The sequence below is a fragment of the Pseudomonas sp. GW822-FHT04C11 genome (assembly GCF_058800905.1).
In genome coordinates, this window is sequence record NZ_JBXAMS010000016.1 from 73834 (window position 1) to 90523 (window position 16690).

The 16690-nt window shown below is 59.7% G+C and carries 15 protein-coding genes; 8 read left to right on the plus strand and 7 right to left on the minus strand.

Annotated elements, in window-relative coordinates:
- The first annotated feature begins 32 nt into the window (after nucleotides 1-32).
- Together AC1RJ3_RS23120 and AC1RJ3_RS23125 are read left to right on the plus strand one after the other, a co-directional pair.
- Entirely contained in the window at nucleotides 33-2474 is a 2442-nt protein-coding gene (locus tag AC1RJ3_RS23120; protein WP_493080705.1) for a TonB-dependent siderophore receptor, read from the plus strand.
- Nucleotides 2474-3526 (plus strand): hypothetical protein, encoded by a 1053-nt coding sequence (locus AC1RJ3_RS23125; protein WP_493080707.1) that lies wholly within the window; start codon nucleotides 2474-2476, stop codon nucleotides 3524-3526. Before AC1RJ3_RS23120 ends, AC1RJ3_RS23125 begins: the two co-directional genes overlap by 1 nt.
- Before the next feature lie 21 nt (nucleotides 3527-3547).
- Here AC1RJ3_RS23125 and AC1RJ3_RS23130 read toward each other — a convergent pair whose 3' ends face one another.
- Entirely contained in the window at nucleotides 3548-4423 is an 876-nt protein-coding gene (locus AC1RJ3_RS23130) for a helix-turn-helix domain-containing protein (RefSeq protein ID WP_054593939.1), read from the minus strand.
- Nucleotides 4424-4562: 139 nt separating this feature from the next.
- Here AC1RJ3_RS23130 and AC1RJ3_RS23135 point away from each other — a divergent pair, with 139 nt between their 5' ends.
- On the plus strand, nucleotides 4563-5465 hold the full coding sequence (locus tag AC1RJ3_RS23135; protein ID WP_103315740.1) for a DMT family transporter: 903 nt from the start codon (nucleotides 4563-4565) through the stop codon (nucleotides 5463-5465).
- Nucleotides 5466-5513: 48 nt separating this feature from the next.
- On the opposite strand, the gene AC1RJ3_RS23140 is transcribed toward AC1RJ3_RS23135, so the two are convergent.
- Nucleotides 5514-6023: a DUF2165 family protein gene (locus tag AC1RJ3_RS23140; protein ID WP_103315739.1), complete on the minus strand. Its 510-nt coding sequence runs from the start codon at nucleotides 6021-6023 to the stop codon at nucleotides 5514-5516.
- Between the two features lie 248 nt (nucleotides 6024-6271).
- Here AC1RJ3_RS23140 and AC1RJ3_RS23145 point away from each other — a divergent pair, with 248 nt between their 5' ends.
- Nucleotides 6272-6664 (plus strand): hypothetical protein, encoded by a 393-nt coding sequence (locus tag AC1RJ3_RS23145; RefSeq protein ID WP_493080710.1) that lies wholly within the window; start codon nucleotides 6272-6274, stop codon nucleotides 6662-6664.
- A gap of 60 nt (nucleotides 6665-6724) precedes the next feature.
- Here AC1RJ3_RS23145 and AC1RJ3_RS23150 read toward each other — a convergent pair whose 3' ends face one another.
- Nucleotides 6725-7699: a 2-hydroxyacid dehydrogenase gene (locus AC1RJ3_RS23150; protein ID WP_493080712.1), complete on the minus strand. Its 975-nt coding sequence runs from the start codon at nucleotides 7697-7699 to the stop codon at nucleotides 6725-6727.
- A gap of 252 nt (nucleotides 7700-7951) precedes the next feature.
- Nucleotides 7952-8920, minus strand: a complete 969-nt coding sequence (locus tag AC1RJ3_RS23155) for a LysR family transcriptional regulator (protein ID WP_054593934.1) — start codon at nucleotides 8918-8920, stop codon at nucleotides 7952-7954.
- A gap of 188 nt (nucleotides 8921-9108) precedes the next feature.
- Between AC1RJ3_RS23155 and AC1RJ3_RS23160 the strand changes: the two genes are divergently transcribed.
- The 4 genes from AC1RJ3_RS23160 to AC1RJ3_RS23175 are packed head-to-tail and all read left to right on the plus strand — an operon-like array spanning nucleotide 9109 to nucleotide 13881.
- Complete coding sequence (locus tag AC1RJ3_RS23160; protein ID WP_493080714.1) at nucleotides 9109-10620, plus strand: efflux transporter outer membrane subunit; 1512 nt, start codon at nucleotides 9109-9111, stop codon at nucleotides 10618-10620.
- Between the two features lie 10 nt (nucleotides 10621-10630).
- Nucleotides 10631-12817: an FUSC family protein gene (locus tag AC1RJ3_RS23165; RefSeq protein WP_489112218.1), complete on the plus strand. Its 2187-nt coding sequence runs from the start codon at nucleotides 10631-10633 to the stop codon at nucleotides 12815-12817.
- Nucleotides 12807-13007, plus strand: coding sequence for a DUF1656 domain-containing protein (locus tag AC1RJ3_RS23170; protein ID WP_054593931.1), 201 nt, complete (start codon nucleotides 12807-12809; stop codon nucleotides 13005-13007). The genes AC1RJ3_RS23165 and AC1RJ3_RS23170 overlap by 11 nt, the downstream gene beginning before the upstream one ends.
- A gap of 10 nt (nucleotides 13008-13017) precedes the next feature.
- Nucleotides 13018-13881: an efflux RND transporter periplasmic adaptor subunit gene (locus AC1RJ3_RS23175; RefSeq protein ID WP_493080717.1), complete on the plus strand. Its 864-nt coding sequence runs from the start codon at nucleotides 13018-13020 to the stop codon at nucleotides 13879-13881.
- Nucleotides 13882-14034: 153 nt separating this feature from the next.
- On the opposite strand, the gene AC1RJ3_RS23180 is transcribed toward AC1RJ3_RS23175, so the two are convergent.
- The 3 genes from AC1RJ3_RS23180 to AC1RJ3_RS23190 all read right to left on the minus strand — a co-directional run bounded on the left by AC1RJ3_RS23180 (nucleotide 14035) and on the right by AC1RJ3_RS23190 (nucleotide 16502).
- Nucleotides 14035-14409, minus strand: a complete 375-nt coding sequence (locus AC1RJ3_RS23180) for a DUF6124 family protein (protein ID WP_493080719.1) — start codon at nucleotides 14407-14409, stop codon at nucleotides 14035-14037.
- A 225-nt stretch (nucleotides 14410-14634) separates the two neighbouring features.
- Nucleotides 14635-15033, minus strand: a complete 399-nt coding sequence (locus tag AC1RJ3_RS23185) for a DUF4440 domain-containing protein (RefSeq protein WP_347927956.1) — start codon at nucleotides 15031-15033, stop codon at nucleotides 14635-14637.
- 197 nt (nucleotides 15034-15230) lie between these two features.
- A complete protein-coding gene (locus AC1RJ3_RS23190) occupies nucleotides 15231-16502 on the minus strand; it encodes a hypothetical protein (protein ID WP_493080721.1) in 1272 nt (423 codons plus the stop codon).
- Between the last annotated feature and the right edge of the window lie 188 nt (nucleotides 16503-16690).

Sequence of the window (16690 nt, forward strand, 5' to 3'; positions counted from 1 at the left end):
TCCGCAGCATTTCTACACACAGGTCACGAGCAATGAAGTCCAGGGCAAAATCGGCGGCAGGCGGTTTGGTTAAACAGTGGTTTGGCGCTTCTGCGCTGACCGTTTCGGCGTTGGCCTTGTTGCCATTGAGCGTGGCGTGCGCTGCGCAGTCCAGTGAGCAACACCGCGCGCTGTTCAGCTTCAACATTGCCAGCAAACCCTTGCCCCAGGCGTTGAGCGACTTCAGCCGGGTCACCGGCATCAGCGTGGTTTACACCGATGAAGCGCCCTACGGTCTCAGCGCACCGGCCATCAACGGCGAGATGAGTGCCGAGCAAGCCATGCAGCGCTTGTTGAGCAAATCCGGTTTCACCTTCCGCCAGACCGACGCCCACACGCTGGCCCTTGAACCACAACCCACCGAAGGCGCGCTGAATCTCGGCGCGACCACCATCACCTCGGCGGTTGAGCAACCGATGAGCTATCAGCCGCCGTCCACCACCTCCGTGGCACGTTCATCGGCCTCGCTTCAGGAAATCCCCCAGACCATCAACGTGATCCCGGCCCAGGTGCTGCGTGACCAGGTGCCGCGCAATCTGGACGATGCGCTGGCCAATGTCAGCGGCATTACCCAAGGCAACACGCTGGGGAGTACTCAGGATTCGGTGATGACTCGCGGTTTCGGTGACAACCGCAACGGCTCGATCATGCGCGATGGCATGCCGCTGGTGCAGGGCCGTGGCCTGAACGCCTCGGTGGATCGGGTTGAAGTCTTGAAGGGACCGGCCTCGTTGCTCTACGGCATCCAGGACCCCGGTGGCGTGGTGAACATGGTCAGCAAGAAGCCCGAACTGACGCAATACAACGCCTTGACCCTGCGCGGCTCGAGCTATGGCAACGGCAAGAACGGCAGCGGTGGCAGCCTCGACAGCACCGGGCCACTGGGCGACTCCGGTCTGGCCTACCGAATGGTGCTGGACCACGAAGATGAAGACTACTGGCGCAATTTCGGCACGCATCGCGAGACGTTGATCGCGCCGTCCCTGGCCTGGTTCGGCGAGAGCACCAAGCTGTTGTTTGCCTACGAGCACCGCGAGTTTCTTGCACCGTTCGACCGTGGCACGGCCATTGACCCGCGCACCAATCATCCGTTGGACATCCCGCGTGGCCGGCGTCTCGACGAGCCGTTCAACAATATGGAAGGCCGTTCGGACCTGTACCATTTCGAAGCCGACCACGAGCTCAATGACAACTGGAAAGCCCACTTCGGCTACAGCTGGAACCGCGAAACCTACGACGCCAGCCAGGTTCGCATCACCGCCATCGACCCGAAAAAAGGCACGCTGACCCGCAGTATGGACGGCACCCAAGGCGCCCTGACCACCGATCGCTTCACCACCGCCAGCCTTGAAGGCAAGGTCGATGTGGCCGGCATGCAACACGATCTGGTGTTCGGTGTGGATGACGAATACCGCAAGATCTACCGCGCCGACCTGATCCGGCAGAAGAGCCTGTTCCCGTCCTTCAGCTATCTGGACCCGGTCTACGGTCGTGAAGTGGCAGGCACCACGGTCAGCGCAGCGGACAGCAATCAGACCGATCTGCTGCGCAGCGATTCGGTGTTCCTGCAGGACTCGATCCACCTGAACGACCAGTGGATTCTGGTGGCTGGCGGACGCTTCCAGGAGTACGACCAGTACGCCGGCAAGGGCCGTCCGTTCAAGGCCAACACCGACAGCAACGGTCAGAAATGGGTGCCGCGTGCCGGCCTGGTGTATCGCTATACCGACGAGTTGTCGTTCTACGGCAGCTACACCGAATCCTTCAAACCGAACTCGACCATCGCGCCATTGAGCGGCAGCTCGATCGTGCTCGATGGCAGCATTGCACCGGAAGAAGCCAAGTCGTGGGAACTGGGGGCCAAGCTCGACATGCCGGGTCGCGTGACCGGCAATATTGCGCTGTTCGACATCAAGAAACGCAACGTGCTGGTGTCTAACTCCGAGAACCCGTTGGTCACCACCTACAGTGCGGCCGGTGAAGTGCGTTCCCGTGGCCTGGAAGTGGACCTGACCGGTCAGTTGAGCGACCGCTGGAGCATGATCGGCAGCTACGCCTACACCGACGCCGAGGTCACCGAAGACCCGACCTACAAAGGCAAACGACTGCAAAACGTGGCGAAAAACACCGGCTCGCTGTCGGCAGTCTATGACTTCGGCACCATCGTCGGTGGCGACCAGTTGCGGGTCGGCGCAGGCGCCCGGTATGTCGGCGAGCGGGCCGGTAACGCGGTGAACGACTTCGACCTGCCGAGCTACACGGTGGCCGATGCCTTCGCCACCTACGACACCAAGCTCGACGGGCAGAAGGTCAAGTTCCAGCTCAACGTGAAAAACCTCTTCGACCGCACCTACTACACCTCGGCCGTCAACCGGTTCTTTGTGTCGATGGGCGATTCGCGCCAGATCTCGCTGTCCAGCACGTTGGAGTTCTGATGAAAGCTTTGAAGATTGCTGTTTTGGCGCTGGCATTTAGCGGTGCGGCGTCTGCCACGCCGGCACCGGATGCCCGGGTTTACCATCGCGAGCAGCAGGTGAGCTTGCCCGGCTCGGGAGACAGCTGGGGTTTTGTCGCCCTCGACCCGACGCGGCCTTATCTGTTTTTGGCCCGCCGGGAAAACGGCCTGAGCGTGTTCGATGTCGAGCAGCAACGTCTGCTGAAAACCATCGACGACTCAGCGGGCGCCAACGGCGTGGTGTTCGTGCCGACATTGAACCGGGTGTTTGTGCTCAATACCGACGGCAGCCTGGGCGTGGTCGAGTTGTCCACACTCAAACTGCTCAAGCGCATCCCGGTGGCCCAGAGCAACCTCAACAGCGCGGTGTATGAACCGCGCACGGGTCAGGTGATCATCGTCAGCGGCCGGCGCGCCGATCGTTCGACCTTGTTTGTGTTCGATCCGAAGCAAGAGCGCATCAGCGCCGCGCATGAACTGGACGTGAAGAAAATCGACCCGTTGCTGGTCAAGGGCGACGGCAGTTTCTTCCTGCCGATGCGTGATGAGGGCAAGGTCGCTCGTTTCTCGGCGAGCAGTTTTGAAGTCCTCGACACCTGGCAATTCGAAGGCTGCGCGCGACCCAGTGCGCTGGCGCAGGATGCCGAGCGCGGACGTTTGTTCATTGCCTGCCGGGGCGAAAAGCCGCAACTGGTCGTCGCCGATCTTCAGAGCGGTGCGTTGAAGGCCCGTCTGCCGATCACCCGTGACGTCAACGCGCTGGTCTATGACGCGGACAACCGGCAGTTGCTGATCCCCAGCGGAGTCGATGCCAACCTGAGCATCGTCAAGCAACTCGATGCCGATCATTACCAGGCGCAGGCCAGCGTCAGCACCTTGCCGATGGCCTACAACATGGCCTTCGATCCACTCAGTAAAAAGGTTTACCTGCCAGCGATGGACTTCACCCAGCCTGTGCCGAGCAAGGCTGAACCCAAGCCGGATCCGCTGTTTCACGCCAACACCTTTTCGGTCACCACCCTGGCTCCGTAGGAGCATTGCATCGGGGCCGTGTTAACGCAAAAACGCCTGGCGGTATTCGCCGGGCGTGCCCTTCATGGCCTGGCGAAAGCGATTGGTGAAATGGCTGGCGCTGGCAAAACCGCAGGCCAGTGCAATCTCACCGAGCGGCTGTGAGCTGTTGCGCAGCAAATGCCGGGCGTGAGCCAGGCGGCGGGCCAACAGGTATTGATGCGGCGGCAGGCCGAAGCTTTCGCGAAACATCCGCGCGAAGTGGTACTCCGACAAGGCGCACAAGCCGGCCAATTGACCGAGGCTGATTGGCTCGGCCAATTGCTGGTCGATGTACTCGATCAGCTGTCGACGCTGATGTGCCGCCAGCCCACCCTTTAGGCGCAAACCCTGTCGCAGGCCAACCTGGCTGAGCAGTGTGTGGCTGAGCATTTCATGCGCGAGGCTGCTGGTCAGCAGGCGTTCGCCGGGCTCGTCCCAGTTCAATTCAATCAACTGACGGAAACGCCGGGCTTGCACCGGGTCTTCGAGAAAGGTGCTTTCCTGCAATTGCAGTTCACGCGGTTCACGGTCGAGCAGGGTGACGCAGCCGAGGGCAAATTGCTCGGGGCTGAAGTACAGGTGAGCCAGGCGGATTCCACCGTTGATCACCCAGGCCGACTGGTGTTCGGCGGGCAAGATGCAGAGTTTGTCCGGGCCGCCCTTGGTGCCGGGCTGCTCGCGGCGAAAGGTCCCGGTGCCACCGGCGATGTAGCAGGAGAGGGTGTGATGACCGGGCGCTTCATAGTCCTGGGCGTCGTGATGGTTGCTCCACAGAGCTGCAGCCATGCCGTCACCGAGCTCGGCGCTGTGCTCAAGGCGAGCATTCGGCGAGCGGTTGAGGGCTTGAAAGACTTGCAGGGTTTCCAGTGCGGGCATGATCGGCTCTCTCCAACGCCTTGCATCCTACTCCGTCGCCTCGACGCTGCCAGCCCGTCGCCTGACAAAAGCGCAAGTTTATGCAAGCGCACGGCCTGCCTCGAGAACAGACTGAAGGCCATCTTCAGGAGTTGCCGACATGAACCTCTCGCTATACCTGCTAACGGTGCTGATCTGGGGCACCACCTGGATCGCCCTGAAACTGCAACTGGGGGTGGTGGCGATTCCGGTGTCGATCGTTTATCGCTTCGGCCTGGCATCGCTGGTGCTGTTCGTGATGTTACTGCTCAGCCGACGCCTGCAAGTGATGAACCGGCGCGGTCATCTGATCTGCCTGGCCCAGGGGTTGTGCTTGTTCTGCATCAATTTCATGTGCTTCCTCACCGCCAGCCAGTGGATTCCCAGCGGTCTGGTCGCCGTGGTGTTCTCCACTGCCACGCTGTGGAATGCGCTGAATGCGCGGGTGTTCTTCGGCCAGAAAGTGGCCCGCAATGTGTTGATGGGCGGCGCGCTGGGGTTGATCGGGCTGGGCTTGTTGTTCTGGCCGGAACTGGTCGGCCATACCGCCAGCCCGCAAACCCTGCTTGGCCTGGCTCTGGCGTTGCTGGGCACACTGTGTTTCTCGGCCGGCAACATGCTCTCGAGCCTGCAACAGAAAGCCGGCCTCAAGCCACTGACCACCAACGCCTGGGGCATGGCCTATGGCGCCGCGATGCTGTCGATGTACTGCCTGGTCAAAGGTATTCCCTTCGACATTGAATGGAATACTCGTTACATCGGCTCGTTGTTGTACCTGGTGATTCCGGGCTCGGTGATTGGTTTCACCGCGTACCTGACCCTGGTCGGACGCATGGGGCCTGAACGTGCGGCGTATTGCACGGTGCTGTTCCCGGTAGTGGCTTTGAACGTGTCGGCCTTCGCCGAAGGCTATCAATGGACCACACCCGCTTTAGCCGGGTTGGTACTGGTCATGTTGGGTAACGTGTTGGTGTTTCGCAAACCCAAGGCGCGAGTGACGGTGGGCAGTGGCAAGTTGGCGTGATCGATCAAGTTACACTTTGCCTTATCGGGGTGATCCGTACGATGTGGGTTAATTGTCGGTTTTCAGTGACAGATAAATAAGTGCGGTCATCATGTAACCGATAATGCTTCGGGTCCATGCCATGGCATTCCATTCTGCGGAAGTGTCCATGTCGAACCATTCATTGGCGATCACCTGTATACAGAAGTAATACACGAAAATGCCGATCATCAAACCGACAATTCCGTATTTCTTTGCCTCGTGGAACTCTTTGCGCGGCGCATTGAGTTTTGTGTAAAGCTGATAGGCCCCCAATAAACAACAGGCGGTGTAGGTTGTCTCCAGGGTGATGATCATCCAGTAGATTCTATGGTGCAGCATGGGGGAAGTGATGGCGCGATAGCGCAGGGTTTCGTTGGGACGGGTTGTGTCCATGCTGAGGATATGTCCCACAAACTCGTAGTTTGAGGCGTAGTCAGTCACATTGCTGAATACAATAAGCAGGCCAAATCCTCCTGCCATTAAAACCAGGAGCAACTTACTGCGCCTGATTAAGCAGGCCGTCGTGAAATTTATCATGTTGCGCACTCTCCACATCCGGGGCCTGCACTATGCAGGCTGTCGGGGCAGGAGTTTATAACGCAAAAAAAATGCCGGGCAGGGGACTGAATTGCAAGTTGTGTCCTGTCGTAGTTTGAATGCTCGGGTGGTCACTGTTATTTCAGGGTTGTCTACTGTCAACTGTGACAGTAGACACCTGGGTGTGTTCTGTTTAGCGTGGTCTGGATTCTGGAAGGTGTCTCGATCATACCTAGGGTGGAATTACCATGAATAAAGATCAACTTGCAATCATCGCGAATATTCGTAAATCTTTAAATAATCAGGATTACTCAAACGAGGCTTTGCCGCCGGCGCCAGTTATCCAGTTGCTGGATGCCAATGGCAAATTGAGTCATGCGTGTGTTTCGAAGGATGGGCTTTGGGTGGGGCTTGGTTATGACGAATTCGAGCCCGGCAATACAGTCCTTTTTTATCTGGGGAGCGCCACCCCCGGAATTGTCGATTATGAAGACCGATTTACGCTGAACGAAGAGAAGAATATCGAGGCGCTGGTGCCTGAAGACATAATCAATCGATTGATTGGCGAAACGGCATTTGCACTGTACTTCGTGAATGACACGACACCGTCTAATTTCAAGTACTTTGATGTCGTCGAATGACATGATGCGTTGTCGTAACGGGGGGCAGGGCGCGCTCAGCTGGAACGTGCCCTGTTTCTATCACCCCTTCCACACCTGCGGATTCACCAGATCCTGCGGCCGCTCGCCCAACAACGCGCTACGCAGGTTGGCCAAGGCGCGGTGGGCCATGGCTTCGCGGGTTTCATGGGTGGCCGAACCGATGTGCGGCAAGGTCACGGCGTTCTTCAGCTGGAACAGCGGCGACTCGGCCAGCGGTTCCTTCTCGTAGACATCCAGCCCCGCCCCGCGGATCCGGTTGTTCTGCAAGGCCTCGATCAGCGCCGGTTCATCGACCACCGGGCCACGGGAAATATTCACCAGAATCGCGCTCGGCTTCATCAGTGCCAGTTCGCGATGGCTGATCAGGTGCCGGGTCTTGTCGCTGAGAGGCACTACCAGGCAAACGAAATCGGCTTCGGCCAGCAACTGATCAAGGCTGCGAAACTGCGCGCCGAGCTCCTGTTCAAGCTGGGGCTTACGGTTGTTGCCGCTGTACAGAATCGGCATGTTGAAGCCCAGGCGACCGCGTCGGGCAATGGCCGCGCCAATGTTGCCCATGCCGACGATGCCCAGGGTCTTGCCATGCACGTCGCAACCAAACAGCGGCGCACCGACCGTGGCCTGCCATTGCCCGGCCTTGGTCCAGGCGTCCAGCTCGGCGACACGTCGGGCACTACTCATCAGCAAGGCAAAGGCCAGGTCGGCGGTGCTTTCGGTCAGCACGTCCGGGGTGTTGGTGAGCATGATCCCGCGTTCGTTGAAGTAGGCCAGGTCGTAGTTGTCGTAGCCGACCGAGACACTGGACACCACTTCGAGTTTGCTGGCGTTCTCCAATTGGGCCCGACCGAGCTTGCGACCAACGCCGATCAAGCCGTGAGCGTGGGGCAGGGCTTCGTTGAATTGTGCATTGATGTCACCCAGCTTGGGGTTGGGCACGATCACCTCGAAGTCGTGTCGCAAGGACTCGACCATTTCGGGCGAGACACGGCTGAAGGCAAGTACGGTCTTTTTCATCGCAGGAAGGCTCGTCAGGCGGAGGAGAATGCCAAGCACGCTAACATTCTCTGACGGGTTTTTGCGAGAGCCACAGGCTGTGGGCGAACACAAACCCTGTGGCGAGGGAGCTTGCTCCCGCTCGGCTGCGCAGCAGTCGTCAGCCTTTCAATCTCGACTTACCTGAATTAGCTCATTGACGCGATTGCGAGCGCTGCGCACTCGAGCGGGAGCAAGCTCCCTCGCCACACTGGATCGGGTCAATCCTTAGGATCAATTGGCCAACCGAGCCCCACCCAGACTCCCGCTCAACTCATACGCCGCCAATTCCGCCTGATGCGCCGCGAGGATCTCCGGCAGCGAGCCGCGCAGGTACTCGACCCAGGTCTTGATCTTCGCATCCAGGTACTGACGCGACGGGTAGATGGCGTACAGGTTCAGCTCCTGCGAGCGGTAGTTGGGCATGACCCGCACCAGGCTGCCATTGCGCAGACCTTCGATGGCGGCATAGACCGGCAACACACCGACGCCCATGCCGCTGATGATCGCGGTTTTCATCGCGTCGGCGGAGTTCACCAGAAACGGTGAGCTGTTGATGGTGACCATTTCCTGGCCTTCCGGGCCGTCGAACAGCCATTTCTCCAGCGGAATCACCGGGCTGACCAGGCGCAGGCAGGCGTGATTCAGCAGGTCGCTGGGCTTCTGCGCGCAGCCGTTGGCTTTTACATAAGCAGGCGACGCGCAAACGATGCTGTAGGTGATGCCCAGCCGTTGCGAAACGAAACCCGAGTCCGGCAGTTCGCTGGCCAGCACGATCGATACGTCGTAGCCCTCGTCCAGCAAATCCGGTACGCGGTTGGCCATGGTCAGGTCGAAGGTCACGTCCGGGTGGGACTTGCGATAGCGGGCGATTGCATCGATCACGAAGTGCTGACCGATCCCGGTCATGGTGTGCACCTTGAGCTGCCCGGCCGGGCGCGCATGGGCGTCGCTGGCCTCGGCTTCGGCTTCCTCGACATAGGCGAGGATCTGCCCGCAGCGCAGCAAATAACGTTTACCGGCCTCGGTCAGGGCGATGCGGCGGGTGGTGCGGTTGAGCAACCGGGTTTGCAGGTGGGCTTCCAGGTTGGAGACCGCGCGCGAGACGTTGGCTGTCGTGGTATCGAGCTGCACGGCAGCGGCAGTGAAGCTGCCGGCTTCGGCGACACAGCTGAAGGCGCGCATGTTTTGCAAAGTGTCCATGGGGTGCTCTCGGGTGCGATGACAAATTGTGACACGAAGTTACGGAGTGCTGTGACCCCGACCAAGGGATTATCTCGTGAACGGTAACAAAGATTCACAGGATTCCCGGCTTATCGCTGCTCAAGCCCACCCCTAGAATTGCGCCCATCTCTTACGGGACGTCCTCCCCACCTCAGGAATTTGCAGCAGTGCCGCGTCGCATCAGCAGAGAGCTGAAGACTCTCAGTGTTTGGGTTTTATCGTTAGCAATCAGCGGCTGCATCGGAACCGGAGGTATTGCGCCACAGGGCAAGGCATTCGACGCCAATACATTGGCCACCGACGAGGCCATTCAAAGCGCCGTCAAGGACGCTCACTGGCCCACCGCGCAGTGGTGGCAGGCCTATGGCGACCCGCAACTCAATCACTGGATCGACCTCGCCGTGCAAGGCAGCCCGAGCATGGCCATGGCCGCCGCTCGTGTGCGTCAGGCCAAGTCCATGGCCGGTGTTGCCGAATCGGCCGAGTCGTTGCAGGTCAATGGCCAATCCACCCTCAAGCGCCATAACTGGCCCACCGATCAGTTTTACGGTCCGGGCGAGCTGGCCAACACCACCACTTGGGACAACAACGCCGCCCTCGGCTTCAGCTACGCCCTCGACCTTTGGGGCCGCGAAAGCAATGCCACCGAACGCGCCGTCGACATGGCCCACATGAGCGCCGCCGAAGCGCGCATGGCTCAGCTCGAATTGCAGAACAATGTGGTCCGCGCCTACATCCAGCTGTCGCTGCATTACGCGCAGCGGGACATCGTGGTCGCGACCCTCAAGCAGCAACAGCAGATTCTCGACCTTGCACAAAAGCGCCTGGATGGCGGCATCGGCACCCATTTCGAAGTCAGCCAGGCACAAACCCCGTTGCCGGAAACCCATCGACAACTGGATGCACTGGACGAAGAAATCGCCCTGAGCCGCAATCAACTTGCGGCATTGGCAGGGAAAGGACCAGGGGAGGGCGCACAGTTGCAGCGTCCGACGCTGTCCCTTGGCACCGCACTGAAACTACCCTCGGCATTACCTGCGCAATTGCTCGGCCAACGCCCGGACGTGGTTGCCAGTCGCTGGCAAGTCGCGGCCCAGGCGCGCGGGATCGAGGTGGCGCACGCTGGCTTCTACCCCAACGTCGATCTGGTCGGCAGCCTTGGTTACATGGCCACCGGTGGCGGGGCGCTGGAGTTTCTGACCGGCAAGAAGCTCAACTACAACGTCGGGCCGGCAATCTCCCTGCCGATCTTCGACGGTGGGCGCTTGCGCTCGGAGTTGGGCGAAGCCTCGGCCGGCTATGACATCGCCGTGGCCAAGTACAACCAGACCCTGGTCGATGCGCTCAAAAGCATCTCCGATCAGTTGATCCGCCGCGAGTCCATGGACAAGCAGCAAGCGTTCGCGGCCGAGTCGGTGGCGGCGGCGCAGAAAACCTACGACATCGCGATGATCGCCTATCAGCGCGGGCTCACTGATTACCTCAACGTGCTGAATGCCCAAAGCCTGCTGTTCAAGCAGCAGCAAGTGCAACAACAGGTTCAGGCCGCGCGTTTGAGCGCCCATGCCGAACTGGTCACTGCCCTTGGTGGCGGGCTCGGCGCCGGTAACGACGTGCCGCCAGACGGCAAAGTCCAGGCGCCGAAAACCCCAGCCATTCTCTCTGCCCTCGACCACTGAACAGGACACCATGACTCCCTTGCCTGCACCGCTGCGCTGGCTGTATTCCCTTGAATGGCGCCGGGGTTTTTTCGACTGGGCACGCAGTGACGGCGTGACCTGGGTCTACATCTTCAAGGTGCTGACCGCCGCGTTCCTGACCCTCTGGCTGGCCATGCGCCTGGAGCTGCCGCAACCGCGCACCGCGATGATCACCGTGTTCATCGTCATGCAGCCGCAGAGCGGCCAGGTGTTCGCCAAGAGCTTCTATCGCTTCCTCGGTACGCTGGCTGGCTCGGCGGTGATGGTCGCGCTGATTGCCTTGTTCGCCCAGAACACCGAACTGTTCCTCGGCTCGCTGGCGATCTGGGTCGGCATCTGCACGGCCGGTGCCGCGCGTTATCGCAACTTCCGCGCCTACGGGTTTGTGCTCGCCGGTTATACGGCGGCGATGGTCGGCTTGCCGGCGCTGGCGCACCCGGACGGCGCGTTCATGGCGGCAGTCTGGCGGGTGCTGGAAATCTCCCTGGGGATTCTCTGCTCGACCCTGGTCAGCGCCGCGATTCTCCCGCAAACCGCCAGCGCGGCGATGCGCAACGCCTTGTATCAGCGCTTCGGAGTGTTTGCGCTGTTCGTCACCGATGGCTTGCGCGGGCGCAGCCAACGCGAGGCGTTCGAAGCCGGCAACGTGCGCTTTATCGCCGAAGCCGTGGGCCTGGAAGGCTTGCGCAGCGTCACCGTGTTCGAAGACCCGCACATGCGTCGGCGCAATGGTCGGCTCAGTCGCTTGAACAGCGAATTCATGGGCATCACCACCCGGTTCAACGCCTTGCACCAATTGCTCGAACGCTTGCGCAGCAGCGGCACCGAACAGGTAGTGGCTGCGATCAAACCCGGGTTGCAGGACCTCGCCGAAGTGCTCGATGGCTTCTCGGGTCGTGCGCTGACGCATGCCGACGCAGCGCGTCTGGCAGCGCAATTGGCCGCCTATAAAGAAGGGCTGCCGGCGCGGGTGCGCAGCTTGCGGGCGAGCTTTCAGCAGAGCGAACCGAGCGACGCCGAGCAACTGGATTTCCACACCGCCTACGAGTTGCTCTACCGCTTCGTCGACGAAGTGCACAGTTATGCACAGACCCACGCCTCGCTGGCCGAGCACCGCCACGAACGCGAGCAATGGGATGAGCCCTACACCCCGAAAACCAACTGGCTGGCGTCGACCGCGGCGGGCATTCGGGCGTCGTTCATTCTGATTGTGCTGGGCAGTTACTGGGTCGCCACCGCGTGGCCGAGCGGCGCGACCATGACCTTGATCGCTGCTGCCACGGTCGGTCTCTCGGCGGCCACGCCAAACCCCAAGCGCATGGCGTTCCAGATGGCCTGCGGGACGTTGCTCGGGGCGCTGATCGGCTTCGTCGAGATGTTTTTCATCTTCCCGTGGATCGACGGTTTCCCACTGTTGTGCGTGATGTTGGCGCCGGTGATCGTGCTCGGTTCGTTTCTCACCTCACGGCCGCAGTACGCCGGTGTCGGCCTGGGGTTGCTGATCTTTTTCAGCACCGGTTCAGTGCCGGACAACCTGACGGTCTACAACCCCTACACCTTCATCAACGACTACATCGCGATGATCATGGGCATGCTGGTGTGCGCGGCGGCCGGGGCGATCATCCTGCCGCCCAATAGTCGCTGGTTGTGGCGGCGACTGGAGCAGGACTTGCGCGGGCAAGTGGTGTTCGCTATCAGCGGCAAGCTCAAGGGGTTGGCATCGGGTTTTGAAAGCAGCACCCGCGATCTGGTGCACCAGGCTTATGGCCTGGCCACCGGACAGCCTAAGGTGCAGCGCGATCTGCTGCGCTGGATGTTCGTGGTGCTGGAAGTCGGCCACGCGATCATCGAGTTGCGCAAGGAACAGGCGATCTTGCCGGTGCACCCGGCGTATGCCGAAACCCAACCGTGGCGCCAGGCGATCCGGGTCATGGGCCGCTCGCTGGTGCGGCTATTTCTGCAACCGAGCCAAAGCAATCTGGAGCGCAGCCTGGTGGCGGTCGACCACGCCATCAGCCGCGTCCAGGCCACCGACGAACCCTTCGCCCCGCACTTCGACACCTCGGCCTTGCGCCGGGTGAAGAGCTACCTGCATTTCATCCGCACTTCGTTGCTCGACCCGCAATCACCGCTGGCAGCGCTCGCTGCCCCGCAAGGACCTGACCATGCCTCGTGAAATCGCCTTCCACGGCGTGTACATGCCGACCATGACCCTGATGTTTTTCATCGCTGCGGCAATGGCCTGGGCACTCGACCGGTTTTTGTCCGGGTTTGATCTGTACCGCTTCTTCTGGCACCCGGCGCTGCTGCGCCTGAGCCTCTTCACCTGTTTGTTCGGCGCTCTTGCGCTGACTGTTTACTCTTGAGACCGATTCGATGAAAAAACTCTTCAGCCTGCTCGCGACCTTGTTGGTACTGGCCCTCGCGCTGTGGATCGGCCGGACCCTCTGGGTGCATTACATGGACACTCCGTGGACCCGTGATGGCCGGGTGCGCGCCGACATCATCAATGTCGCCGCCGACGTCACCGGCGAAGTGGTCGACGTGCCGGTACGTGACAACCAGTTGGTGAAAAAGGGCGACCTGCTGATGCAGATCGATCCCGAGCACTACCAGATCGCGGTGAAACAGGCGCAATCGCTGGTCGCTTCGCGCAAAGCCACCTGGGAGATGCGCAAGGTCAACGCGCACCGTCGCGCCGACCTCGACAACCTGGTGATCTCCAAGGAAAACCGCGACGACGCCAGCAACATTGCCGACTCGGCGCTGGCCGATTACCAACAGGCCCAGGCACAGCTTGAGGCCGCAGAGTTGAACCTCAAGCGCACCAAAGTGCTGGCGGCGGTGGACGGTTATGTCACCAACCTCAACGTCCATCGCGGCGACTATGCGCGCATCGGCGAAGCGAAAATGGCCGTGGTCGACATGAACTCGTTCTGGGTCTACGGCTTCTTCGAAGAAACCAAACTGCCGCATGTGAAAGTCGGCGATCAGGCCGACATGCAATTGATGAGCGGTGAAGTGCTCAAGGGCCATGTCGAAAGCATATCGCGCGGCATCTACGACCGCGATAACCCGGAAAGCCGCGAGCTGATCGCCGACGTGAATCCGACCTTTAACTGGGTGCGTTTGGCACAACGGGTGCCGGTGCGGATTCACATTGATGAAGTGCCGGACGGGGTGCTGTTGGCGGCGGGAATTACTTGTACGGTGGTGGTCAATCAGGACGGTGTGGAGTAACCCTGTGGCGAGGGAGCTTGCTCCCGCTGGGTCGCGAAGCGGCCCCAAATGGTCACAACTCCATTTTGTCCGTTACACCGCGTACCCAGGTTTACGACGGCTTCGCCGCCGAGCGGGAGCAAGCTCCCTCGCCACAAAAGTTTGTAGCAGCTGTTACTCCGGAGAGTCCGGTGGATCAAGGTGATCCAGCGCGCGATTCACCGCCAACTCGGCCAGTGAAATCATCTGCTGAATCGCCAGCGCGATATTGCGCTTGGGACCTTCAAGCTCAAACGCCAGATCGCTGGCCATGACGTTCACCGACGCGAGCGTCTCGCAGGCGTGGGCCAGCAGGGTTTCACTGTCGACATCGGGGGCGATGACGAAAATGCAGCCGGGACGTCGGTCGGCCAACAATTGCTTGGTCTTGGGTAGCACCAGGTAATGGTCGAGCGCACGGTGCGCGGCGGCGTGGAGTTCTTTTGAATCGAGGGAGGCGTAAGGGGAGGTGCTGTCGGTTTCAGTGGGATTGGGGGTAGCTTTAGACATGGTGATGCTCCAATAGGTTAAGTCACTCCTATGAGATATCCGGGCTACCACACCCGATCGCTGAATGGGCAGCGACCCGAAAAGGTTATCCGTCCCCCATCACCCAACGCAACCGTCAAAACGTGTCGGAACCGTCCTCAGACGCGCGGGCCATTGTCCTTCAAAAACCTACGCGAGATAAACGTCCTTTTGATCGCTCCCACTCTTCAGTGGGAGCGATCTCATTCAGCCCTGACAATACGTCTCATGCAAATGCCGCCACAGCAACGCACCTGACGGCAGTTTTTCAATCACCGCCGTCGCACGCCGATCATTCAGCACGCCGCTCGCATCGGATTGCACCTCGCGGTAGCTGACGGTGGCGCCGCCTGCATGTTGGTCAATCCCGCTCCATTCGCTCAGGCTGATTTTCAAGCCCGGGCGAGCGCCGCCGAGTTTATCGAACAGCTCGCTCAAACCCGGATAATCCAGCACATTGCCGCCGGGCGCGATCATCGAAAACTGCGGCGAGAAACGTGCCAGCAACTGCGTCAGTAGGCCTTTGTCGGCGCTGCCGGAAAACCATTGCTCGATGTCGGCAAGGGTCTGGGTCACTTCGTTGAAGTATTCGCGATAGTCCGTCATGCGGTTTTTCTCCTTGGGTGAGTGAGGGGTAATGTGCGTCAGCAGCTTGGTGGTGTCCAGACGCAGGATGGCTGACAAGGGGAATAGCGCAAGGGCCACTGAAGGTGCAGGCGTTTATTGATTTCATGAAGGTTAAAGGCTGACCACACAGCTCTAACAAGCTGTGTGGTCAGGGGCGCTTGCCAGGGTAGGGAGAATCAGCCCTGATAGCCGTAAACATGGCCGAGTGCGCCACCTAAGCCCAGGGTGTTGCCCGCCAGCAGAATACGACCGGTTGCTTGTGTTTGTAGAAGCGCTGGTGTGGTCACCAGTTGAGTGTCTTCCTGGATGCAACCGTTTTGACCGAAGCTTCGGTCAACGGAGCCGTTGGCCAGATAGCGCGCGATATACAGGCGACTGGAGCCGCCAGCGGTGACGATGCTGCCATCCGCCTGCCGGGTCGCACACACCCACTCGTTCCCATGGTCGGCATTGAACGAAGTCAATACCGGGCGACCCTGATTGAACTCGGGGAATGGGTTGCCGGTCGTGTCGAAGCCCACGAGCAGGCCCCAGTTTCTTTGACCGGAACTTGCCTGGCCAATACCCACGACGTTACCGGCGGCGGTGTCGATAAGTTCGTGAAAGATAACCGTACCATTCGGAATGTTTACCAGGGAGAAACCGGGTGTTTGAGTGCCGCCAAAGTGAGTGTCAAGTTCACCCTCGTGAGAATAACGAGCGACATAGCCTTGTGTTTCAGACAGTGAACGTTGAGCACTACCCGCGACCAGAATAGTGTTATCGGCCTGCACCCGGATGGCAGTGACTGACAGACGGGTGAACGCCTGATGATTGATCTCGAGTTGTCCGGTTTTATTGAAGCTTTTATCCAGATTGCCGCGAGTGTCGACTCGCAATACCAGACCGCTAGAGGTATCCCCTTTCAAGTAGGTTGCGCTGACGAGGATTGTTCCGTCTGCCAGCAATTGCAGGGTGCTGGAGTCGTCAACCAACTCCCCGAGGGCGCTGTTTTCAATGACCACGCAGCCCTGTTCACCAAAGCTGCGGTCAACCAGGCCATTGATATCGAAGCGAGCAATGACCAGGCGTTTCGGGCTGTAAACGTCTACTTCGCGGGACCAGCCCAGCATGATGATGTGGCCGTCGTCCTGAACGGCGAGCTGGCCGCCTGTCGAGTCGTATCCATCGGCAAAGTTGCCTTGCGCCAGGCCCATGTCGGCAAACGAGGTGTCGACGCTGCCATCAGGATTGAAGCGTGCCAGCCCATAGATCCCTTTCAGGTCGCGGGCCAGCCATGCACTCACCAGAATCTTGTCGTCTGCCAACACAGTGAAACCTTTCACATGCCGGTCGGTGTCAAGTGCGTGCTTGAGTTCAAACAGAGTGATAACGCCTTCGAGACCGAAATGCGGATCACGGTCTCCCGGGATGAAAAAAGTAATCTGGTTATGGGTAATAGCGTCCATGGTATTTACCTTGTATGAGTTTCAGTGTCCGATATGAAGAACGGATTAATTGTTTTTTTAGATGTGGTTTTTCATGGGGGCTGATAGGCAGGCCTCATGAGTGAGCAAGTTATAGATCGGTAGATGCTATTGCTATATTTAGTTGCTGGTTTAATGTGTTTGTTTATGTCTGTTGTTTGATTGCTTAG